The organism is Paenibacillus sp. VT-400, from assembly GCF_001029205.1.
In the GTDB taxonomy this organism is placed as follows: domain Bacteria; phylum Bacillota; class Bacilli; order Paenibacillales; family Paenibacillaceae; genus Paenibacillus; species Paenibacillus amylolyticus.
Genome location: NZ_LELF01000067.1, coordinates 459,373 through 483,792 on the forward strand (window position 1 = coordinate 459,373; position 24,420 = coordinate 483,792).

Below are 24,420 nucleotides of genomic sequence, written 5' to 3' on the forward strand. Positions count from 1 at the left end.
TATGCAAGAGCAGATCAGGCTGGATGATAAGCTGGCAAACATGAAGGAACGGTTATTGCTGGATGACAAGCAGGGCAACATCTGGGACATTAGCGAAATTGCCGGTGACATTACGTACAAAACCTCCCGCATCGGCAAACCTTCCTCTCTGGAATTCACGTTGATCAAGGGCAGTCTGTACCAGAATAAGAAATTCACATATGAGAATGGATATGTCGTGAAATATATCAGCAACGAGGTAGGCATATTTTACGGATATATCTTCTCGGTGGATAGCGGTAAGGACGAAAGTGTCAAAATCAAGGCCTACGACCAGACTCGTTATCTAACCGCGAATCAGACGTACAAGTTCGTTAATGCCACTGCTGCGGATGTAATTAAACGAATTTCAAAGGATTTCCTGTTGAAGACTGGTGATCTGATTCAGCCGAAATATGTTATTCCGCGTATGTTATTCGATAACAAAAAGCTGATTGACATGATCTGTGAGGCGTTGGACCGAACGCTGATCTATGGCAGTAAAAACTATATCTTCTACGATGATTTCGGCAAACTTGTGCTTCGGGATGTGGAAGAGATGCCTTACGGCTTTGTCATCGGGGATAACAGTCTGCTCACAGATTACAGCTATACAAGGTCTATTGATGACCAGACGTATAACAAAATCAAGCTGTATCGGGATAACAAGGATACGGGAAAAAGAGAAACGTTTGTTCATCAGGATTCAGGCAGCATCCGTCAATGGGGGCTGCTTTTTTTGTACCAAAAAGCGGATGATGGCCTGAACGAAGGACAGATTGATGACATGCTGAAAACTCTGATGACCCTTCGCAATCGTGAGACGCAGACATTGAAAGTGGATGCACTTGGTGATTTCAAGGTGAGGGCAGGCAGTTTTGTCAACATCCAGATCGATGAACTGAAGATTAATCAATATTTTCTGGTAGACGAATGTACGCATAAGGTACAGGGAGGCGTGCACACGATGTCGCTGGATTTGAAGGTGGTGTAACGATAAATGATGCTGGACGTGATTAAAAAGGCGGCGGTGGCCGCTGTAGATGCCAAGTCTCCCGTTCAGGTAATGTACGGAAGCGTGACAAACACTCAGCCTCTGGAGATCACCGTTGAACAACGGCTGGCATTGGCTGAGCCTTTTCTGGTACTGCCGGAATCCGTAGTGAACAAAACTTGGACCGTGGGTGACCATGTTTTGTTGTTACGTGTTCAAGGTGGAGACAGCTTTGTTGTGCTGGATCGGCTGGTGAATCCATGATTCCACAGGGTGCGCAGATTAGCGCAGAAGATCAGGAAGAAGCTACTGTGCTTCCGAGTCTAACTTATGTATTTCAAGCTTCGGGACAACGAATTGGAAGATTGCAACTGGATGGAAAAGATGCGGTAAAACAGGCGGTGTATAAAGCGTTGTCCACACGCCGCTACGAGCATCTAATCTATTCCTCGGATTATGGTATGGAATGGTCCTGGGAAGGAATGGCCGGGAGATCCATGGTTGAATCGGAACTGGAACGCTGGATTCGCGAAGCGTTGCTTCCGGACGATCGTATATCGGATGTAACGGAGTTCGATTTTATCCACGAGGCCGATGGAGTAAGGGTTTCGTTTACCGTGGAAACAGATTTTGGCAGCTTCAGGGAAGAGACGGAGGTGAACATGGATGTATGAAGAGCAGACGTTTGAAGTTATTTTAAACCGAATGCTGGATAGGGTACCAGATGGTGTGGATAAACGTGAAGGCAGCATTATCTATGATGCGCTTGCGCCAGCGGCAGTGGAAATGGCTCAGATGTATATCGAGCTGGATGTGAACGCCAATCTGAAGTTTGCGGATACAGCCTCTGGAGAGTACTTGGATCGCGCGGTGGCTTGGTCTGGTATCAGTCGAAAAGCGGCCACGAAGGCACGTTGGGTTGGTAGTTTTCGGGATAACGAAGGGAAGCCTGTTGAGGTTCCTTTGGAGAGTCGTTTTTCCACTGGGGATCGGGTGTATGTTGTTGTGGAACGCATCGCGGCAGGGCAATATGTGTTGGAATGTGAGGTCGCGGGAGCGGAAGGTAATGAATATACGGGGGCGCTGCTGCCCATCGATTATATTGCTGGCCTGACGACAGCTGAATTGACACAGTTGCTGGTTCCTGGCGAAGACGAGGAAACGGATCAGGCCTTATATGATCGCTATCAGGACAAAGTTTCCCGTCCGGTTACGAGTGCCAACAAATATCAGTATGAGTTATGGGCACGGGAAAACTCCGGTGTGGGCAAAGCAAAGGCTTTTCCACTGTGGGATGGTCCAGGTACAGTCAAAGTGGCATTGCTGAATAATGAAATGCAAACACCTGCTGATGCGGTCATTAAGGCGGTGCAGGAGTATATCGATCCAACCCAGGATGGAATGGGCGAAGGTGCTGCTCCAATCGGACCTGTGGTTACGGTGGTGGGAGCAGAAGAAGTACCTATTGATGTGGAGGTGCAGGTCACGCTTGCTTCTGGTTCAACTTACGAGGGCGTGAAGACACTTATTGAAACGGGAGTTACGGCGTATCTGAAAGAACTGGCTTTTGCCGATCCGTTGGTTCGTTGGACACGTATTGCCAATGTCATTCTGGATATCCCACCCGTGATCGATTATAGCGATCTGCTGGTGAATGGTGGTATGTCCAATCTGGAGATCGCCCCCGGCGCAGTAGCCGTTCTCGGGACGGTGAAGGTGACATGAGTAAAGCAGAGATGTTAATGACTCTTTTGCCCCCATTGTATGAAAATGTGCTGGAGATGCAGCTTCTCACGGAGACCGAAGGTGTAGAGCTGGACAAGCTTACGGTGGGTTTGGAAAGTGTGCTGGACCAATTCTACCCGGAGTCTGCGACCTGGGCATTGGAACGTTATGAGCGGGATTTGCAGATTCCGACGAACCAAGCCAAGCCAGACGACCAGCGGAGATCCGTAATCATCTCCAAAATGCGCGGCAGCGGCAAAGTCTCTGGCTCCATGCTCAAAAACGTGGCGCAGGCCTACGAAAGTGGCGGGATTGATGTATCCGTTACGCCAGAGGAGTACTTGATCCGAATTCGTTTCATTGACACATGGGGCTTGCCGCCCAATCTGGACGACCTGAAGGCAGCGATTGAGGATATTAAACCGGCACATATGACCGTGGAGTACCGTCTGCGGTATTTGACGATTGCGGAAGTTGAAAGCATGACGCTGGATGAGATCGAACAGACCCGACAGGATAAATTTGCAGGAGGTGGAGCTTAAATGAATGAACCAAAAACACCAAATTTGGGGTTGAATAAGATTGACCGTTCCTCGCCCTCGACAACCTATTTTGATCTGGACAAGTATCTGGATCAGAACTGGGAGAAGGTTGATAAAGGTGTGGGGCAAGTCGAAGAACAGGCTGAGGAAATCGCAGCACAGGTGAGTAGTATTCAAGAGCGGCTGGATACGGAGAAGCGTAGATCAGTGACGTTGGAGCCAGGATTGCAAGTTGTTCATGCTGAACGTGCCTCGGCGTTTAAATTGGAAGGTTTGAAGGGCCGTACGCTTGTGAATTTGTTGGGGCGTTGTGGAGGTATGGAGAGTTTAACTGGTTTGAACGCCATTCGATCTAATCTTTCGTTGGATCTGATGAATAAAGTAGACGGGAGCAGTGGACTAAAGGTTACGGTTAACTCCGCTGCTTCTCCTAGCGCGGCAGGTGTTGCTACAGTGTCTATTCCTAATTTTAAAGCGAATAGCTTTTACGTATTAGTTGCAAATGTAAAAAACGGAAATTCGATAGAAGGGGCAACTATTGGATTCGGTGGAGAATTTGGCGGGCCATATTCAACATTCGTTCAGACAACTGATAAATTTGTTACGGTATGGGCAAAAAAGAAAGTTTCTACGCAGGGGAGTGGCATTATTGATTTTGCAGTTTTTGGAAATCTAAATCAGTATGGTTACTTTGACTCTGGTCGCCTTTATGAAATCAGCGAATCCGAGTACAATGCGCTTGACAGCATGAATCCGGAACAGGTAGCTCTTAAGTATCCTTATATTGATAGTGTGCAACCTGTGCTAAATCCATACGTGATTAGGTATGGGGAGAATCTGTTGCCGCCATTCTACGAATGGGAGAACACAGGACACACTTTTCTAGAAACGTCTACAACTACGGCTACTGGTGAGTTAGTATCTGGTTCTATTGGAACTGATGCATATGCCGTGACTTACTTAAGTGTATTAGCAAATCAAGATTACACGATTAGTAACCCGGCAGCAAGTACAGGCAAAATTCGAGTAAGTGTATACGATTCATATACAAGATTACAAGGTATGTTCATCAATCCGGGAGAGACTAAAACCATTAAAACAGTCTCAAAGGCTATAAAAATGGGTGTGAATCTAAGTGGTGTTACGCAATATACAGAAGATTTTGATGTGAATAAATGGACATGGTCTACGGGGAATAAAGCGAGTTTTGCACATCCAATCATGACTCTTGGTAATGTGGTGAAACCGTTTAAAACACGTGAAGATTCTATGTTTGCACTTCAAACGAATTTATATGCAGACCCGGTGACAGGATTGAATGCTGACGAAGTGTTTGAAAAGAATGGCCAATATTACAAGATGACCAAGTGGCGCAAGATAATTTTGGATGAAAGTCTTCGTTACCGATCAATAGCATCATCGTCTGGTTACAAAATAGTTGGTTGTACTCTATCAGAACCAGTAGCTGCTTTTAACAGCTTGGTTGTTACGAAGTACAATGGTAATGTGCTCACTAAAAACGGAAATATGTCTGAATTTGATAACGCCTACTTCAGAATTGCAGATTTATCAGACTTTAATGTATCTATTGCTAATGCAGATAGTGGATGGGGAGATTCATATACGCCGACAGCGGATGAGATTAAAGCGTATTTTATGGGCTGGAAGATGTATCTTGGTAATCAAGGCGATGTTAGCAAGCCATACAATGGTGAAACAGTTGGCAAAGCTTGGTGTCCATTAGACTCAATATATATGTCAGGAGGGTCTGCGACTCACTTTACGACAACATTGCCGGGTTCTCCTATAATACGGTCAGCATATACAAGATATTCTGAATGGACGCCATATCAACTGATATACCAACTGGCATCCCCAACTATCGATCCGATCACGTCAGAGGGTCAATTAACGTTTTTTGAGGGAGATAATCAGGTTGAAGTAGGTACAGGAATGATAATTAGAGAGAGTGTTAATCCAGTATATACTTCAGATGTGCATAAATCATATAACATTAATAACTATAATTTGTCAGCTAAATTAAATAGTAAGGTTAAAAAAATACTGTCCGTTTATAAAAATGATGTCAGAGATTACTGGGAGATCCTACGATTTAATCCGGAGTCAGAAGTTTATGGGTTAGAGTTAGCTTCCATGCCAGCCTCTCAATATGATCCATCGGCTTATTATACTGTAACATATCAGGTTCTTGATCAATTTTCACCAATATCGATTAACGGAACGATAGGAGTGAGTGAGAAATCTATTATAGAACAATTTATAAACGATTCTTCCAATATTTCGAGGCAGCTATCTGTAATGGAAAACAAAAATAACGAAATGGAGTTACAGCAGTATGCCGACAAAAACTATCTTAGAAAATCATCTAACATCAATGAAAATGAAAATCTAAATAACTTTGTGTTTGAGGGAGAATTTTATTGTCAACTTAGTCTGACTGCTGAAACACTTAAAAATTGTCCTGTTAGAGTGGCATTCAGTCTTAAAGTTAGTAAAAATGGAACGCAATATAAAGAGTCTATTCCAGGAGTAACACAAACTTTAATAACATTTCTTCCAGTAGGATTTACGACATGGCAGCGGAATCTATATGATACTTGGGGAGCTTGGGTCCAGATTCCGTCCAGAGAGGAATTTGAGAGTTTAAAGTCCTCTGTCAGTGATGGGAAATCGGCTATCGCTGCCGCCATTACTGGCAAGGGAGTAGTGGCATCAGGCAGCGATACATTTAGTCAAATGGTTGCTAAAATTAAACAGATTAACACAGGTAAGAAATTTGCTTCAGGTAGTGTTCCTGCTCTAGGTGAAGGTAATTATCGTGATTTTCAAATTGGTTTCACGCCAAGCTTTGGAATCGCGCACGCAGTTCCCTATAATCCTACCGATGCTAGTTTTTTTGTTTATTCGAATATTAATGGTAGTATGTTCAGGATTGAGCCTATAACAGGTGGTGTTAGAGTAAAACCGGGTACAAATAGAGGAACATCTAGTGGTGTTTTTTATGCTTTTGAATAAGGGTAATATAGGCTCAAGGAGGTGAAACCATGGAAAGATGGGACACTCTATGGAAATGGGGAATTGCACTAATGAGCAGCTCAGTAACCTACTTCTTCGGAGGTTGGTCAGGGGTACTCGGCGTACTACTCGTGTTCGTCATCCTCGATTACCTAACCGGCTTCGCGGCTGCGGGCATGAGTGGCAAGTTAGAAAGTAATGTTGGGATGTTCGGCATCGCCAGAAAGGTGTTTATATTTGCAATGGTATCGGTGGCTCATCTGGTGGACGGTGTTCTGGGAGACGGACATTTGTTCAGGGATGCGGTCGCCTTTTTTTATATCGCAAATGAGTTGTTGTCCATCATCGAAAACGGGGGTAAGTTGGGCGCTCCAATTCCGCCAGTGATTCGGCAAGCTATTGAAGTGCTCAAGGGCAAAGGGGGAACCGGGGAACTCCCCGGTAATTTCTCCCCGAGTGCCAAAGACTCTTTTTCACAGGCAGATCCAGATGACTTAGATTCACAGGCTGGAGATAGTAAGAAGTAATGCGACTATAGCAAACTAGCACGTGAAACTACACATAACTCAACACATCAGGGACACGCACACAAGCAACCCCTAATCCAACCGCATTAAATATATACAAACGGCAATTTGCCGCATAAAGGGTGTGAGAAACATGCAAACGAGGAGTTCAGGCAACACACAGGGCATTGACGTCTCTCGTTACCAGGGCAATATTGACTGGGCGAAGGTGAAGGCGAGTGGCATGACATTTGTATTCATCAAGGCAACTGAGGGACAGACATATACCGATCCGAATTACCAGAAAAATGTAATAGGAGCACTGGCGGCGGGCTTGATGGTGGGAACGTATCACTTCTTCCGCGCGACATCGACCGATGGTGCCAAGGCAGAAGCGGTACATTATGCCAATACACTTAACAAAGTTGGAGGCGCCAAAGCGTTACAGCTGCCACCTGTTATGGACTACGAGAACAACCCCGGCAACCTGAGCAAAGCGCAGATGAATACAGTTGCCAAAGCTTTTTTAACCGAATTACAACGTCTGACAGGTGTAAAACCGATCATATACACGGGCAATTCATTTGCCGGGAATTTTGACACATCACTCAGCTCATACGATCTTTGGATCGCGCGTTACAGCAACACCCGTGTACCGGAAGACCAACCGGCATGGAAGCGTTGGACGTTCTGGCAGTATACGGATTCAGGCAAGGTGAATGGCATTAGTGGCAACGTGGATATGAATGAATTCGAGGGAACAGCGGCACAGCTCAGAGCAAGATACGCAGCAGCCACTCCGAAACCCCCGGAGCCATCCAATCCGACGAATCCAAGTCATCCGAATCCACCAACTGAACCACCGAAAGGGGGCGAACCGATGACAGCCGAAGAGAAAGCAGCGTTTGATGCGCTCAAATCCCAGGTCGACAAACTGCAGGCGCGTCAGCAAATGGAAGTTCCAGTATGGGCGAAGGCAGCTGTGGATGCAGCACTGGCATATGACACCAAAAATCCATTGTTCAGCATCGATAATGGGGCGAGTTATGATTTTTACCGTTTTATTACCGTGATGCATCGCAGAGGTTTGTTTAAAAAGTGAGCTGATTCTTAGCAAATTAAAATATTGATCTTATCTGAATGTGGATTGAGAAGAGAAGGGACACGGGATGCTTTTTGTCGAACTGTGTTCCTTTTTTGTGTTTTGTGTAAGTGATATTAACACATATAATAAAGTTGAAGACTTATGTCTGTAAATCTCTTGTCTAATTGATTAATGTGATGTAAAGTAAGTTACACGAAATTGTTTTTCACCACAGTTTATTTACACAATCCTCCTCATCATGACAAAACCATAACATATGAAGTTATTGTAATGTCTCCCTGTTGTACAATCCAACATCTCAAGATGACTCGTTCATACATTTTACACATCCAATTTGCAAGAGAAAACCACCGTAATAAACAACTTACACATCCAAACAACCTAGCCTATGTTGAGTTTCTTTCATCCGTATTGCTAACGAACGATAACGATACCTAATCCGGTCTCCACACTTCATACTCAACACGACACGCTCAAGGAACAGACTTGATTGCGTAGCCAGCAGCGTAGTATCCATATGCCCATCAGTATTTTTAATCTACCAACTTAAACTTACTCTTACCAGTCCATACCCACTGGCTGTTGCTAATTGACCTAAGTTCAAATAAAACGCAACAATTTCATTCAATTTCATAGATTCATCTCACAAGATACGTTGTAGAACCTTTTTCTTTTTCTATAAAAAGTAATCAAACGACGTCCTCAATCCATGTGCATGATCTGAAATTTACCTGTATTCCATACGTGTCCCATGCTGTTTTTACATTTCATATACATGCCGTACTTTTCCCAGAACTTTAATTAAGGTATCGCAGGCATCTAAAGCCTTTTATATGATACATAGCACCAAACCAATTGCCAACATTGGAGATCTTTCATGCCAGCATCACACACATTATGAGACAGGGAAGGGTGTTGTACGTATGCGAATGAGAAAGAAATGGATGTCCGGTTTTTTGACTCTGGCTTTGAGTACCGTCTTGGTGTTGTCAGGCTGTTCGAGCAATGAGGGGGCTGGGAATTCACCTGCTCCGGCGGAAGGCAGCGAGCCACCAGCCGAGGTGACAGAAGCGCAAGATACGATGATTATGGGGCGTGGCGGGGATTCCGTTGCACTCGATCCGGCGATTGTGACCGATGGAGAGTCTCTGAAGATTGGACATCAGGTGTTTGACTCGTTGCTGGATTACAAGGAAGGCGGAACAGAGGTCATTCCTGGACTAGCAGAGAGCTGGGAGATTTCGGCGGATGGGCTCAAGTATGTGTTTAAGCTGAAGTCCGGTGTGAAATTCCATGATGGAACTGACTTCAACGCAGAGGCTGTTGTGTTTAACTTCAACCGCTGGGGCGATCCGGCGAGTGAATATAAATTCGAGGGAGATTCCTTCGATTATTACGATTCCATGTTTGGTCCAGAGGACGGACGTGTGATCAAGGAAGTGAAGGCGACGGACGAAACTACGGTGGAGTTCACATTGAACCAGCCACAAGCCCCTTTCCTGCAAAATATTGCGATGACGCCATTTGGCATTGCCAGCCCAACCGCGATTCAGGAGAAAAAAGAAAACTTCAAGAGCGAGCCTGTGGGCACCGGCCCATTTGTATTCAAAGAGTGGAAGCGTAACGACTCCATCACCCTGGAGAAAAACGCGGATTACTGGAAAGAAGGACTGCCAAAGCTGAACAAAGTGATCGTGCGTTCCATTCCGGATAATACCGCTCGCTTCAATGCCCTGCAAAACGGCGAGATTGATGTCATGGAAGACCTGAACCCGGACGATCTGTCCATTCTTGAGGGCAACAGCGAGTTACAGAAGATCGAGCGTCCACCGTTCAACGTGGCGTATATCGGCTTTAACTTTAAGAAGAAACCATTTGATAATGTGAAAGTCAGACAAGCCCTTAATCATGCGGTGAACAAGCAGGCCCTTATTGATGCGTTCTTTGCTGGGCAAGCTGAACCTGCTGTGAACCCGATGCCGCCAACGCTGTGGGGATACAACGATACCATTGAGGATTACCCATATGATCTGGAAAAAGCAAAAGCTTTACTGGCCGAAGCTGGCTTCCCTGACGGATTGCCTGATCCAGTAACCTTCTATGCAATGCCGGTATCCCGCCCGTATATGCCTGATGGCAAAAAGGTGGCCGAGGCGATCCAGGCCGATTTTGAGAAAATCGGAGTGACCGTCACCATCGAATCACCGGAGTGGGCAACGTATCTCGAAGATACAAAGGCCGGGGAGAAGGACGACATTTACATGCTCGGCTGGACAGGTGACAATGGTGACCCAGATAACTTCCTGTATACACTGCTGGATAAAGATGCCATTCCAAGCAACAACCGCAGTTATTATGTAAACGAAGAGTTGCATGTGTTGCTGACGGATGCGCAGAAAGAAACAGATCAGGAGAAACGTGCGGAGCTTTACAAACAAGCGCAGGCAATTATCAAGGAAGACGCACCGTGGATTCCTCTGGTACACACGACGCCAATTCTGGCGGGTAAAGCAAACCTGAAAGGTTTCGTTCCTTCTCCACTGGGCACCGAATCCTATGCCGGTGCTTATTTCGAGTAAGCTGTAAGCTGAACTTATCCATTTCAGGATAACTGCGATCTGAAGATGGCACTACAGTTCGGAGTGATTACGTTTTAATTCTTTCTATCAAAGCGCTGGTGAGACGAAATGCTTGGCAGAACCCACATCCGGACGTAACTATCCAAAGCATGCGTTTTTGCCGGCGCTTTTTATTTTGCACGATATGTCGAAGGCAGGTGAACAGGATTGAACAGCTATATTGTCAAACGTGTGCTTGTGTTGCTGCCCGTACTTCTGGGCATGACCCTGATTGTTTTTTCCATCATCCACGCCATTCCGGGTGACCCGGCCGAGACCATACTTGGGCAAAAGGCAACCGAACAATCCAAGCAGGCCCTTCGTGACCAGCTCGGTCTGGATAAACCTTGGTTCCAGCAATATTTTGCCTACTTGGGCGATTTGCTCAAAGGTGACCTTGGAACATCCATCCGCACCAAGGTGCCTATTGCCCAGGAAATTGTGCCTTATCTGACAGCAACCCTTGAATTAACGATGGCAAGTATGTTGTTTGCTGTCATTATTGGGGTGAATGCCGGGATTGTCAGTGCATGGAAGCACAACTCCTGGTTTGATTATTGCTGTATGGTCATTGCTTTGGTGGGTGTATCCATGCCAATCTTCTGGCTCGGTCTGATGGAACAATGGTTGTTCGCGAACAAGTTGCAGTGGCTGCCTTCCATTGGTCGCATGAATGCACGTGATCCGGTGGAAGCCATTACGGGCTTGTATGTGCTGGATACGATGATTGCTGGACAATGGAATCAGTTGTGGACCGTAACGAAACATTTGATTCTGCCAAGTGTTGCACTGGGGACGATTCCGATGGCTGTTATTGCTCGGATGACTCGTTCCAGCATGCTGGAAGTAATGAGTTCCGATTACATTCGTACAGCGAAGGCGAAGGGACTGGGGCCGTTTTTTGTCGTATATGGACATGCGCTCAAAAATGCGTTTATTCCCGTGCTCACGGTTATCGGCATCCAGACCGGATCGTTGCTCGGGGGTGCGGTGTTGACCGAGACTATCTTTGCTTGGCCGGGCGTGGGACGTTATATATATGAAGCGATTAGTTCGCGGGACTATCCGGTGATCCAGAGTGGCATTCTGATCGTGGCGTTCTTTTTCGTGGTGATCAACCTGATTGTGGACTTGCTCTACGCCGTGTTTGATCCTCGTATCAGTTATAAATAGGAACTCCATCAAGAACCAATCTGCAGAAGCGAAGCTAAAAGCTTTCTGAAAGAAAGCTACATCGGAAGCATAGGCTACGCATGAATCACCATATTTTCACCTTTAAATAGGTGGATCAATATAATCTGGGGATAACAGCGATCAGAAGATGATACTGCAATCGTAGGGCTTGAGTGTAATAGAACGCGTTGATCTTTTGTTATATTCATGTTCAAGAAAGGAGACACCGCATGGCCAAATTATCGACCAATACCGGACCATCCATTGACGCTGCGTCGGCGAGCACATCCGGTCCATGGCGGGAAGCGTGGAGAACGTTTCGGAGAAATCGGCTTGCGCTTGCGGGTTTGATCATTATCGTATTTTTTATCCTGTTGGCCTTCCTCGCGCCATACATCGCACCTTACGATTACAAGGAACAGGTGCTGGTGGATCGGCTTCAGTCCCCTTCGGCAGAGCATTGGTTTGGTACCGATGATCTGGGGCGTGACGTGTTTTCCAGAGTGCTGCATGGGGCGCGTATTTCCTTGTGGGTGGGCTTTTTCTCCGTCATTGGTTCCATTATCGCGGGTACGCTGCTTGGTCTCATTGCCGGATTTTATGGAAGATGGGCGGACATGCTTATCTCGCGTCTATTTGATATCTTGCTCGCCTTTCCGGGGATATTGCTCGCCATCGCCATTGTGGCGATATTGGGCCCGTCTTTGCAAAATGCACTGCTCGCCATTGCCATCGTGAACATTCCAACCTACGGAAGATTGGTGCGTTCACGGGTACTCAGCTTGAGACAGGAGGAATTCATTACGTCGGCACGGACACTTGGAGCGGGCAATGGGCGAATCTTGTTTCGCCACATCTTGCCCAACAGCCTTACTCCTCTGATCGTGCAAGGTACACTCGGAATTGGGACTGCGATCATCGAAGCTGCTGCACTTGGATTTCTAGGCATGGGCGCGCAACCACCCGACCCGGAATGGGGTAAAATGCTGTCGGACTCCCGTCAGTTTATACAAAAAGCACCGTGGACACTGATCTTCCCTGGCGTTTCCATTATGTTGACCGTTCTCGGCTTCAACCTAATGGGCGACGGCCTGCGCGACACCCTTGATCCTAAAATGGCGAAAAAGTAGAATTCTCAAACTCAAACTCAAACTCAAACCGTGACCATAACCGTAACCGTAACCGTAACCGTAACCGTAACCGTAACCGTAACCGTAACCGTAACCGTAACCATAACTTGTAACCCAAGCTCGAACTCAAACTGCAATTTTGATTGAAACCCTAACTCTGCAAGCCTAACTTTTTCTGTAACGCAGCATGCGTGCCAAAGGCAACGTTAACACTAACCGTAAGCACTAATTTTTATCACAATCCTATCTGAAGCTGTAACGCCAACACTTGCTTCAACTCTAAAGAACCCGGGAGCCCTTATTTTACGATTTCCAGCCAATTTCCCAGTCTAACGAACCTCACACACTCTATTTTGCAAAAACCTGCAGAAAGTCTCAAAAGGTTGGCTAAAGTCGAGAAATAGCGTGTCTACGATTCGTTAGCTTACAAAAACCTCCCAAAAAGGCCAATTAACGCCTCTGAGATTCGTTAGCGCGTGACTGTCATACTGCTCAAGACATTCAAGTAACCAAGATACCAACATATCAACATACCAAAGTACCCATACAACATACATCAGTCTCAACACAGTAAGACCGAGGATACTACAAGGTACATCAGATGAATATGTTTTAATCCTATCTACTATAGCAACAGACACATTACAATCTTTCATTACGCCGGTTCGAACTTTGGTTCGAGGCGGCTTTTGTTTTACCTGCGGGATTACGGTAAAATGATTGGTGATGTGCAAAAGTTAAAGAGTTATTCGATCTTTTAGTTAAAATAACCGCCTACGTATTGACACCCAATTTTCCCATATGTTATATAAAAGGAAGGGTTTAGCACTCCGATCATCAGAGTGCTAACAGATGATGTTTTTACTATAAGCTTACATATGGAATGATTCTGTTTTGGGAAATAGATATTAAACCTGAATAGAACATGCGAAGCCAAGGTGTGCAACAGAATTGAAGCTACATTCCACGTCTAGGAGATATCACTTCATTGATATTCTTTATCCTAAAAAATCAGTCGCTGATCAGATGCAAAAGTAGTGCAGGGGACGAAATCGATTTGGAGGAAGCGGAGCGTTCGCCTTTATCACCGGATTTCTCCCTTTTTAAAAGGGAATCAAAGAAATCTGTGGATAACAGCGATCCGAAAAACGATTCGTAACCGGAACGGCTATATTGCAGAACGTCGTGCACTTATTTTTACAATGAGCCAGTTAGAAGTGAATCACAATATCTGTGGACTAGAGCGATCAAAGGTTTTTGAGTCTACTAATGGCCGCAGGATTATCTCAGTTGCTTTCTATTTTCAATCAAATCATTCGATATCCCAATTTGAAAGGAGTCCAACCATTCATGGCTAAAAAAGAATTCCAGGCAGAATCCAAACGTTTGCTGGATATGATGATCAACTCCATTTACACCCAAAGAGAAATCTTTTTGAGAGAATTGATCTCCAACTCCAGTGACGCCATTGATAAAATTTATTACAGAGCACTTACCGACGATTCGCTCGTTTTCAACAAAGAGGACTACTTCATCAAGCTTACGATTGACAAAGAAAACCGCACGCTCACACTGACAGATACCGGTATTGGTATGACGCAGGAAGAGCTAGAGAATAATCTGGGGGTTATCGCGAAGAGTGGTTCCCTGGCGTTCAAGAAAGAAAATGAAGCAAAAGACGGTCACAACATCATCGGACAATTCGGGGTTGGTTTCTACTCGGCATTTATGGTGGCGGACAAGCTGAGCGTAACAAGTAAAACGCTGGGCAGCGACGAGGCTTGGAAATGGGAGTCCGAAGGCGCGGATGGTTACACGATCACACCAGCTGAGAAAGATTCAGTAGGTACAGAGATCGTCCTGACGATCAAAGAAAATACCGAAGAAGATTCGTATGACGAATTTTTGGAAGAGTACCGTCTGAGATCCATCATCAAGAAATACTCCGACTTCATTCGCTACCCGATCAAGATGGATGTAACGGGTCAACGTCCGAAAGAGGGCACGGAGAACGAGTTCGAGGAATACCAAGAAGAACAAACTGTGAACAGCATGGTGCCGATCTGGCGTAAAAATAAAAGCGAATTGACCGAAGAAGACTACAATAACTTCTATATGGAAAAACGCTACGGTTTTGACAAACCGCTTAAACACTTGCATATTAGCGCAGATGGCGCTGTGGTATACAATGCAATCCTGTTCATTCCGGAGAATACGCCGTTTGACTACTATACCAAAGAGTATGAAAAAGGCCTCGAGCTTTACTCCAACGGTGTATTGATCATGGATAAATGCGGGGATCTGTTGCCAGATTACTTTGGATTTGTTAAAGGTATGGTGGATTCGGAAGACCTGTCCCTGAACATTTCGCGTGAGATGTTGCAACATGACCGTCAGCTTAGCCTGATCGCGAAGAACATTAAGAACAAAATCAAGAGCCAACTACAAAGCCTGTTGAAGGACGAGCGTGAGAACTACGAGAAGTTCTACCAAGCGTTTGGGCGTCAGTTGAAATATGGTGTATACAGCGATTATGGTGTGAACAAGGATACATTGCAGGATCTGCTGTTGTTCACGTCTTCCAAAGAGAGCAAACTCGTGAGCCTGGACGAATACGTCTCCAGAATGCCGGAAGATCAGAAGTACATCTATTATGCATCTGGTGAGTCCATTAGCCGTATTGAGAAGCTGCCGCAGATCGAGGGTGTTCTTGAAAAAGGGTACGAAGTATTGTACTTTACCGATGACATCGACGAGTTTGCAATCAAGATGATCACGAACTACAAGGAGAAAGAATTCAAATCCATCTCCAGTGGTGACCTGGGCATCGAAGATAGCGCAGACAAAGAAGAAACGGACGCACAGGACAACGACAACAAAGAGTTGTTTGAAGCGATGCAAGCTCAATTGGCAGGTAAAGTCAAAGCGGTTAAAGCTTCCAAACGCCTCAGAAGCCACCCGGTATGTTTGTCCACCGAAGGTGAACTGACGATTGAAATGGAGAAAATCCTGAAAGCTATGCCGAACAGCGAAAATGTACAAGCCGACAAAGTGCTGGAAATCAACGTGAATCACGATGTTTTCAAATCGTTGAAAGACGCTTTCGCGCAGGATCAGGAAAAGCTGAACCTTTACACAAGCCTGCTGTATCATCAAGCATTGCTGATCGAGGGACTGCCAATTCAGGACCCAGTAGAGTTCACCAACGATATCTGTAAGGTTATGGTGTGAACTTTCGTACAAGCGTGCGATAATATCCTTGATGTAAAAACTCACGCAGCTTCGAGAGTAGACTACGTGAACATTAAGTTTTGCTGCATCCACCATATTCATCCGACAGGGCATTTCCGTCCTGTCGGTTTTTGTTTTTTTACCTACAACGGGGAGGGCGCGGGGAAGGCAGACTATCATTGTAGTGATGGATGATATTATTCTAAGTTGAACTTGATTTACACTCGATTTTAGCGAACTGGATGGTGAATACCATTATTGTATTTTAAGGACAGCAAAAGTAGTGAAGGGGAAGGAATCGATTCTGAAGAAGCGAAGCGTTCGCCTTTGTCTCCGGGTTTTTCCCTTAGTAAAGGGAATTCAGAAAACCTGGAGACAACAGCGATCAGAAGAACGATCCGTAACCGGAACGGCTACCTGGTGGCACAGTGAGTACTTATGGTTGTTCTGCTATGGGAGCGAGCATATGTGAATAATGAGTTCAATATGAATCATTGTCATTTAGATGCACGGATGATAGTCTGGCAGGGTATAATAAGAGAAGATGACTGTTCATCACAAGTTGATGTAAGAAGAGATGACAATCGCAGACAGGTTTTACTTTTCGAAACCACAGATGTTGTGTATAATCACTCAAAATAGAGACAGTCGGCTAGGAGTGATCCCCATGCAATGGAACGATCTGAGAGAACATAGACAATATCCTGAATTAACCAAATTGGATGGATCTCGTGCAGCGTATGAGCGGGACTATTCGAGACTCATTCATTCACCGACCTTCCGTCGGTTACAGGGCAAATCGCAGGTGTTTGGCGCAGGAACGGGTGATTATTATCGTACTCGTTTGACCCATTCCCTAGAGGTGGCACAGATTGCAAGAGAGGCTGCCCGAAGTCTGATTCGCCGTTTTCCAGAGGTAGACTGGGACCGCGCGGACAACCCCGGCCTTATTATTGATTCAGAAGTGGTGGAGTGCGCTGCAATCGTACATGATTTTGGTCACCCGCCGTTTGGACATAAAGGTGAAGAAGTATTGGATGGTATTCTGGATGACCTCATTAACACCGAGGCTAAGAAAATCATGAAAAAAAGCCGCAGCGCCAAAGTTCCCAAGGTCGAGTCTGAAGTACGTTCCGAGTTAAAACGGAAATACGAGCATTTTGAAGGCAATGCGCACAATTTCCGTCTCATTATGCACTTGGAGAAGCGTGAAGATATCGACGGACTGAACCTGTCTGATGCGGTATTACTAGGGATAAACAAATATCCGTACCCTGGGACAGAGAGCAAAAAAGGCATGTATCATCATGAGTGGCAATATATTCGGGAGATCCGTGATCGCTGGAACGTGCCGGCAGGCAAGAAGACGCTGGAAGCACAGCTGATGGACCTTTGCGACGATATTGCGTACTCCTCACATGACCTGGAGGATGGCATCAAAGCAGGTAAAATTGAAGTACATGAGCATTTCCTGCAAGATCCGCATGTGAATCGACTGATTGTGGATAAAATTACAACGCTGGAGGATCTGTTCTGGAACGGATGGACCCGAGAAGCGATTGGGCAAAAGGTAGAAGAGGTCCTCGCTTCGTTCCTGCGCATCTGGAATGAAAAGATGCCGTTCTGCGAGCATGATTACTCGCGTACCCGCCGTGAGGTGAAAGCCTACTGGGTGAGCTTTTTTGTAGGCAGTCTGGGCGTTATTGACGACGGTGACTGGAAGAAGGTAACCTTTGTCCGTGAAGGGGCTGAAGACCTCGACATGCTGCGTACGGTGAGTGTGCTCAAGAGTTTTGCCTGGGTAACCATGATTCGTGACCTGCGTGTGCAGCGGCTACAGAAGCGCAGTGAGTGGATGATTAAGCGATTATGGGATGCATTCCTGGATCCTGAAACGTCCAAATCCATTATTCCATCCGACTGGCTGCAGCGGTATGAGAAGGATCAAGCCAAAGCCCAGCCGATCTGGACTTGGGAACACATGGTGATCGATTACATCGCAGGAATGACGGATGCATTTGCCGAGAAAATATATAATGAACTATATGGTCTGAAGGTGGGTTCGATCTACGATTTGGATTAAAATTAACCGATATAAAGGGAGATGAGACGCATGGCTAAGCGAATGAGTGAGACGTTCAGTCTGGGCGTACTTGACCTTGTTCCAAGGTTAGACGATGTCACAGCGGAACAGGCACTTCAACAATCAGTGACACTTGCGCAACATGCCGAGGCTTGGGGATACGCCCGATACTGGACGTCAGAGCATCATGATATGGCTGAACTGGCATCGGCCTCTCCCGAAGTACTGTTATCGCACATCGGAGCAAGGACAACAACGATCCAACTTGGCTCTGGTGCGGTCTTGTTGCCGCATTATAGCCCGCTCAAGGTTGCGGAGTCATTCCGCCTGCTGGCTGCGCTCTATCCGGGGCGCATTGAGCTTGGGCTCGGACGTGCTCCTGGCGGTGGACCTCATGCCACGATGGCACTCAGTGGCAATTACTTGCAGCATGTGTCCAAGCTGCCTGAATCACTTGCAGCACTCACAGAACTGCTCGAAGACCGTTACATGTACGAGGATCATTCCGTGACAGCTCGTCCGATTCCCAAGCTTCCGTTATCACTCTGGATGTTGGGAACTAACGTGAAGAGTGCAGAATTTGCGGCACGGTTTGGCATGGGATATGTCTTTGGTCAATTCATGAGTGATGCCGATGGTACAGAGGCTGTAAGGCGATACCGAGAAGGATTTATGCCTAGTGCAACGATGAAGGAGCCTGAGGTTATGGTGGCAGTGAGCGTATTGTGTGCCGAGTCAGAGACGGATGCTATGGCCTGGAGTCGTGACATGGCGGAGAGGCGCAAGCTGGATGGGAAAGAACATTCAACCGAGTCGAATTCAAGCGGTATCGCGGGCTCTGACACGAATGATGAAGCCGTTAGTGATCAAAATGAATCGGTACGGCACTATGCAGGTACACCTGAGCAGGTATGGGCTCGATTGCAACAGGTGAGTCGCAGGCTGGATACGGAGAGGTTGCTTCTGGTTACGGCAGGACCAGATTATGAACGCAGGTTGGATTCATATCGATTGCTGGCTGAGCATAAGACAGCAATACTGAACTAGGCTGATCGCTTTATGATGTTAGCCGTTGAAATCCGAACAAACCGAAGAGCTGCAGATCGGGACTTTACCGTATGCTGCAGCTCTTCGGTTTGGACTTTGTCAAGATTCAACAATCTTTTACAAAATCAAGCATCTTAATGACAAAATAATGTTATAATACTTTACGTCTATTTTCCTATCGATATAATATAGAGAAGTTCTTTTGACAAGAGGTCAAAAGAAGGGAAAACAGTGACATAAGCACCTGAATTCGGGATGACCGAAGAGGTCAAGGGGGAAATCATATGTTCAGCAGATTTAAGATCAAGAGTATCGGTCTGCGTATCAGCATCGCGTTCTACTTGTTAATCCTCTGTTTAATTATTTTGAGTGTCACGATTGTCACCCGGATGAATTCAATTGAAACCAACACTAATGAAATTACGAACAATTGGATGCCATCAATCCAGCAAATTAACCGGTTAAATTATACCACAGAACATGTTCTGTCACTAAGTTATCGTCACTTTGACGCGGATGAAACAGACAAGGCATTCTTGTCAGAAGAGCGTACCAAGTATATTCGTGAAACGACGCAGGCGATTAAAATCTATGATCAGCAGGAGAAGTCTGCGGAAGAGTTCGAACACTGGAATGCGTTCAAGAACAAATGGGAAGCGTATCTCAAGATTAATACGCAATCGATCAAGCTGAGTGATGAGGGTCAGACACAGCTGGCGAAGGAAGTGGCTGATAAAGGTGCTGATTCCTTTGACACCATGCAAGTCGATCTTGATTATCTCGTGGAATACAATCAGGAACAGTCCAATCTTGCGGCGGCCCAAACGATTAGATCGGTACAGGATGGTAGATTAATCATCATTATCGGTGTTCTTGTCATGATTGCCATTACAGCGATCAGCATTCCGATTATTCGTTCACAGGTCGTGAAACCACTGCTACGTGTCATTAGTGCGGTGAAACTGATTGCAGAAGGACAATTGAATGTTCAGGACATACATACCAAACATGAGGATGAAGTTGGTGTTCTGGCCAAAGCGGTGAATGACATGAAAGGTAACCTGACTTCCATGGTTCTGAGCGTCAGACGAATTGCGGAAGCTGTTAATCTACAAAGTGGGGAACTGGCAATATCCTCAGAAGAGGTTAAGATTGGTAGTCGCCAGATTGCTGTGACCATGGAAGAGTCAGCCAAGGCCGCAGAGAGCCAGGCAGAGACAGCCGTGGAATCAGCCCGTACGGTTGAAGTGTTGAATGATCACATTCAGAATCATACGGAACAAGGCAGCCAGTTGCGCGTCATGTCGGATCTTGTACTGGAGCAAGGGTTGAATGGTCGCAAGGTGATGGAACAATCCGTGCAGCAGATGCAACAGATTTCCGGTTCGGTCTCTGCTTCCATGAACAAGATGGAACGATTGAATCGTAAAAATGAAGATATTTCCAAGCTGGTTCAAGTCATTCATGACATTGCACGCCAAACCAATCTGCTGGCATTGAATGCCTCCATTGAGGCAGCACGTGCGGGAGAGAGTGGACGCGGATTCGCCGTAGTGGCATCAGAAGTGAGGAAGTTATCTGAGGCTGTGCAGACTTCGGTTGAAGAGATCACTGCGATTACCGAGGATATTCAGCAGGAGTCACAAGGGGTGGTTGCGGAATTACGTACGAACGTTCAGGAGACCGAACTGGGTCAGGAACATGTGCTTACTTCAGGTCAACTCTTCCGTACAATTAATGAATCGGTGGAAGGCATGGTTGGTGTCATCGGCACGATGACAGATGGTCTCGCAGGCATGCAGGAAGCAAGCGGAAGAATGAATGATTTCAGTCAGCAGATTTCCGCTGTTTCGGAACAATCGGCAGCGAGTGTGGAAGAAGTTTCTGCATCGGCGGAAGAGCAAGTAAGTTCTATGGAAACGATTAGCGGCAACATTCAAAGTCTGAAAGAATTATCGGAAGATTTGCTTACATCCATTGAAAAATTAAAAATATAACCTTCTTATAATAGAAGAAGCTGGAATCACGCAGGCGGCTAATGGTGAGAAATCAGTATCATATATGAGCTGTTGGCCTATAACGTTTACTGGCAAGAATGATTGGATTTCCAATGTTATAATCTCAAAATAAAGTAAGGCGTTCCTCAACAATGGGAACACCTTATTTTTTTTCTGTCCAAATAGATACGTGCAAGGAAATGGGTAGTTGTCTAGCAGTCTAACATTGTATACAATGACTACCTGAAGCAAACGTATGAGTCGTATTTGATATGTCTTCAATGAGCTTACTATTTATATAGAAGAAACATGATTAATGAAGGAAGGAGAGGGGAATTTTGCCTGATGAAACACTTGGTATGTACGCTACTTCTGGGAAACACCTCTATACCTTTGCTTGCCACGAGAACGAGCAAGAATTATGCATGCTGGAGCTGAATACGCTGCTTGAACCGAGTTCGGAGATCCCTATGGATATGGGGTCGTATGTGTGGTCTGAACGATGTATTCCACCTGGACGCAGTCCTTTTATCCATGGCAGACTGGACGTGATCGGCGAAGGGGAGACTGTGATGGATCTGCTTCCTCTTGCCAAAAATATTCACCTGTTGCCAGATGAGACATTCAAGGTAGTTTGTCTAAAAGAAGGGGATCAAGCCCCTGATTATGCACAGTCTCGTCAACTGGAAAAAGAAGTTGGCATGTGCATTAAAGGCAAGGCACAGATGAAACAACCTAAGGTGACTTTCGGCCTAATCCGAACAGGAGAAAAATGGATCTTGGGCCAGTGGACAGAAGCGGATCGATCATGGCAGATTCATCGGCAGAAGCCGCAAAATTACTCAACTGGATTTGGCATCACGCTTGCGAGAGCGCTGGTTAATATTGCTGTTCCGAGAGTAGATAATCATCGATTGCTTGATCCATGCTGTGGTATGGGAACGGTTGTGATTGAGGCTTTATCCATGGGAATTGATGCAAAAGGTAACGATCTCAATCCTCTGGCTGTCCGAGGTGCACGTATCAATTTGCCGCATTATGGATATGATTCAGATCGAATCACACTGGGGGATATGAATGAACTGCAAGATTTGTATGATGCGGCAATTCTGGACATGCCCTATAATCTCTGCTCTGTACTTCCGGATGCTGAGCAACGAGCCATGCTGGAGAGTTTGCGCAGATTGGCAAAACGGGCGGTGATTGTTTCCACAGAGTGGGTAGAAGAGCACTTGTTGGAAGCGGGATGGACTGTAAAAGAGTACCGAACAGTACACAAAGGCACGTTTATACGTCATATTTGGCTGTGTATGTAAGCGTGAAAAAACAAAAACTCTACCTCTGAGGAAATTTCCAGAGGTAGAGTTTTTTATTGGTTACATATCAATTGATATCGTTGATCTAATTTGCACAATATTGCATGGGAACGGGTGTTTGTGTTAATATTTATGACTATAATCCACAAGGTTCACCGGCAGGGTATCGCCAGCGACGTAAGCTTCCAGATTTTTGACGAAAATATCGACTGCTCGATCCGCGTATTGCTCTGTACTTCCTGCGATATGAGGCGTAATTAACACGTTCTCCATGCCCCATAGCGGGTGGTCTGCAGGAAGAGGTTCTTCTTCGAACACATCGAGTGCGGCGAAGGCAACTTGGCCGTTTTGGAGTGCATTCAGCAAGGCTTCCGTTTTCACACTGGGGCCACGGCCTACATTGACAAAGCAGGCACCGGATCGGAACTGCTCAAATGCAGTTTGATCATATATATGTTTGGTTTCATCAGTTAGCGGTAAAATGTTAATTACATAATCGCCCTGGCTCAAGGCTTCATGTAAACCGGTCATGTCGTACATTTGGTCCACATTGGGGACATCCTTACCTGAGCGGCGAACTCCGATCGTGCGCATGCCGAGTGCTTTAAGAATACGGGCTGTTTCCGTACCGATCTCACCTACACCAACGATGACCGCTGTTTTGCCATGCAGTTCCGGCAGTGGTTTGGCAGGAGCTTTCCATTCGGCCTGCTGTTGATGCAGCATAGCTTGTCTCAGCCAGCGACTGTGGGATAACATCATGCCCAGAATAATTTCGGTGATTGGAATCGCGTGAACTCCATTTGCACTGGTGACCTGAACGTTCTTTTGTTGCAAATCTGCGAAGGGGAGATTGTCCACACCAGCAGACCAGACCTGAACCCACTTCAACAGGCTATCCTGTTTCAATGCATGTTCTGTGACGAGTGGGGACCAGCCGAGAATAATCTCAGCTTCTTTCAACTCAGCGGGGTCCAATTCCTTGGCTTTTCCGAATTTCAGGGTGTATCCTGGTGCAGTATTCTGAATTCGTTGTTGCTGTTCTTCGGATAGAGATGGAAAACATACAATTTTACCCATAATGTGTGGTCCTCCTGAGATAAATAGTTTGATGAGTTTGATGATTAAAGTGTATCAGATTTGGTGTTGGATGTGCATTAAGGTGGGAAATGCAGGAATCTAGCCTTATTTGCAAATGGTTATATTTGTGTCACTCTATACTTACCCAACTTGAAACGATATGTATAGTTATGAAATAATAGAGCGAACTTTAGAGAGGTGTATGCAATGAATAACCAATCACATCAGGATCATTCATCCCGACGGGAAAGATTGTTTGTAGCCATTCGTCTTCCTGTTGCTGTTCAGCAGTCTCTTCAGATGGATGCGAGGCTTGTACAGAACAAGCTAGATTTTCGTAAATGGACAGATCATAGAGATTATCATATAACCTTGCAATTTCTGGGGGATACGTTAGTTAGTGACATTGGGCACCTGCGAAAAGCATTGCGCTCAGCAGCAAGCGGATTTCAGCCGTTTGAACTTCAGCTTTCCGACTGGGGCACATTTGGACTTGAAGAAGCACCTAAGGTGCTTTGGAAAGGTGTTAGCGGAGAGATAGAGCACTTGTTTTCATTGCAAAAACAAATCGTGCAGGCAACTTCGCCCCTGGGGTATGAAGCTGAATTAAGACCTTATGCTCCCCACATTACCATTGCCAGAAAATATCTGGGACAGCTTCCAGGTAATGAAAATAAAGGGATATCTGGAGTGCTTCCGGAACATTCCACAGGTGTTAATTCATGGATGGTGGAGGACATTGTACTTTATGTGACAAGGCTGGGACAATCGCCAATGTATGAGGCCGTGGATACGTTCACTTTTTCCTGATAATCATTT

The 24,420-nt window shown here is 45.8% G+C and carries 19 protein-coding genes; 18 read left to right on the top strand and 1 reads right to left on the bottom strand.

Going from position 1 to position 24,420, the window contains the following annotated elements:
- The first annotated feature begins 1 nt into the window (after position 1).
- The 17 genes from EL84_RS12690 to EL84_RS12765 all read left to right on the top strand — a co-directional run bounded on the left by EL84_RS12690 (position 2) and on the right by EL84_RS12765 (position 22,521).
- Positions 2-1,012: a hypothetical protein gene (locus EL84_RS12690; RefSeq protein WP_047841951.1), complete on the top strand. Its 1,011-nt coding sequence runs from the start codon at positions 2-4 to the stop codon at positions 1,010-1,012.
- 6 nt (positions 1,013-1,018) lie between these two features.
- The gene (locus EL84_RS12695; RefSeq protein ID WP_017690156.1) at positions 1,019-1,276 is read left to right on the top strand and encodes a DUF2577 family protein; all 258 of its coding nucleotides are present in this window, start codon (positions 1,019-1,021) and stop codon (positions 1,274-1,276) included.
- Positions 1,273-1,686, top strand: coding sequence for a DUF2634 domain-containing protein (locus tag EL84_RS12700; RefSeq protein ID WP_047841952.1), 414 nt, complete (start codon positions 1,273-1,275; stop codon positions 1,684-1,686). The genes EL84_RS12695 and EL84_RS12700 overlap by 4 nt, the downstream gene beginning before the upstream one ends.
- Positions 1,679-2,737: a baseplate J/gp47 family protein gene (locus tag EL84_RS12705; protein WP_047841953.1), complete on the top strand. Its 1,059-nt coding sequence runs from the start codon at positions 1,679-1,681 to the stop codon at positions 2,735-2,737. Before EL84_RS12700 ends, EL84_RS12705 begins: the two co-directional genes overlap by 8 nt.
- On the top strand, positions 2,734-3,279 hold the full coding sequence (locus EL84_RS12710; RefSeq protein WP_047841954.1) for a putative phage tail protein: 546 nt from the start codon (positions 2,734-2,736) through the stop codon (positions 3,277-3,279). Before EL84_RS12705 ends, EL84_RS12710 begins: the two co-directional genes overlap by 4 nt.
- Positions 3,280-6,315, top strand: a complete 3,036-nt coding sequence (locus tag EL84_RS12715) for a pyocin knob domain-containing protein (RefSeq protein WP_053061470.1) — start codon at positions 3,280-3,282, stop codon at positions 6,313-6,315.
- 29 nt (positions 6,316-6,344) lie between these two features.
- Positions 6,345-6,842: a holin family protein gene (locus EL84_RS12720; protein ID WP_047841955.1), complete on the top strand. Its 498-nt coding sequence runs from the start codon at positions 6,345-6,347 to the stop codon at positions 6,840-6,842.
- A 133-nt stretch (positions 6,843-6,975) separates the two neighbouring features.
- Positions 6,976-7,923 (top strand): glycoside hydrolase family 25 protein, encoded by a 948-nt coding sequence (locus EL84_RS12725; RefSeq protein WP_047841956.1) that lies wholly within the window; start codon positions 6,976-6,978, stop codon positions 7,921-7,923.
- Between the two features lie 932 nt (positions 7,924-8,855).
- Complete coding sequence (locus EL84_RS12730) at positions 8,856-10,505, top strand: ABC transporter substrate-binding protein (protein WP_047844149.1); 1,650 nt, start codon at positions 8,856-8,858, stop codon at positions 10,503-10,505.
- 207 nt (positions 10,506-10,712) lie between these two features.
- Positions 10,713-11,717, top strand: coding sequence for an ABC transporter permease (locus EL84_RS12735; protein WP_017690144.1), 1,005 nt, complete (start codon positions 10,713-10,715; stop codon positions 11,715-11,717).
- Positions 11,718-11,947: 230 nt separating this feature from the next.
- Complete coding sequence (gene nikC / locus EL84_RS12740; protein ID WP_047841957.1) at positions 11,948-12,847, top strand: nickel transporter permease; 900 nt, start codon at positions 11,948-11,950, stop codon at positions 12,845-12,847.
- Between the two features lie 1,350 nt (positions 12,848-14,197).
- Positions 14,198-16,078: a molecular chaperone HtpG gene (gene htpG / locus EL84_RS12745; RefSeq protein ID WP_047841958.1), complete on the top strand. Its 1,881-nt coding sequence runs from the start codon at positions 14,198-14,200 to the stop codon at positions 16,076-16,078.
- A 258-nt stretch (positions 16,079-16,336) separates the two neighbouring features.
- Entirely contained in the window at positions 16,337-16,510 is a 174-nt protein-coding gene (locus EL84_RS32000) for a hypothetical protein (protein WP_161799424.1), read from the top strand.
- A gap of 235 nt (positions 16,511-16,745) precedes the next feature.
- A complete protein-coding gene (locus EL84_RS12750) occupies positions 16,746-18,161 on the top strand; it encodes a deoxyguanosinetriphosphate triphosphohydrolase family protein (protein WP_047841959.1) in 1,416 nt (471 codons plus the stop codon).
- A 30-nt stretch (positions 18,162-18,191) separates the two neighbouring features.
- Complete coding sequence (locus EL84_RS12755) at positions 18,192-19,208, top strand: MsnO8 family LLM class oxidoreductase (RefSeq protein ID WP_152683013.1); 1,017 nt, start codon at positions 18,192-18,194, stop codon at positions 19,206-19,208.
- Between the two features lie 284 nt (positions 19,209-19,492).
- Positions 19,493-21,205, top strand: a complete 1,713-nt coding sequence (locus EL84_RS12760; protein WP_053061471.1) for a methyl-accepting chemotaxis protein — start codon at positions 19,493-19,495, stop codon at positions 21,203-21,205.
- 338 nt (positions 21,206-21,543) lie between these two features.
- Positions 21,544-22,521 (top strand): TRM11 family SAM-dependent methyltransferase, encoded by a 978-nt coding sequence (locus EL84_RS12765; RefSeq protein ID WP_235431524.1) that lies wholly within the window; start codon positions 21,544-21,546, stop codon positions 22,519-22,521.
- A gap of 123 nt (positions 22,522-22,644) precedes the next feature.
- On the opposite strand, the gene EL84_RS12770 is transcribed toward EL84_RS12765, so the two are convergent.
- Complete coding sequence (locus tag EL84_RS12770; protein ID WP_047841960.1) at positions 22,645-23,601, bottom strand: D-2-hydroxyacid dehydrogenase; 957 nt, start codon at positions 23,599-23,601, stop codon at positions 22,645-22,647.
- 207 nt (positions 23,602-23,808) lie between these two features.
- On the opposite strand from EL84_RS12770, the gene thpR reads away from it, so the two are divergent.
- Complete coding sequence (thpR, locus tag EL84_RS12775; protein WP_047841961.1) at positions 23,809-24,411, top strand: RNA 2',3'-cyclic phosphodiesterase; 603 nt, start codon at positions 23,809-23,811, stop codon at positions 24,409-24,411.
- Positions 24,412-24,420: the final 9 nt, after the last annotated feature.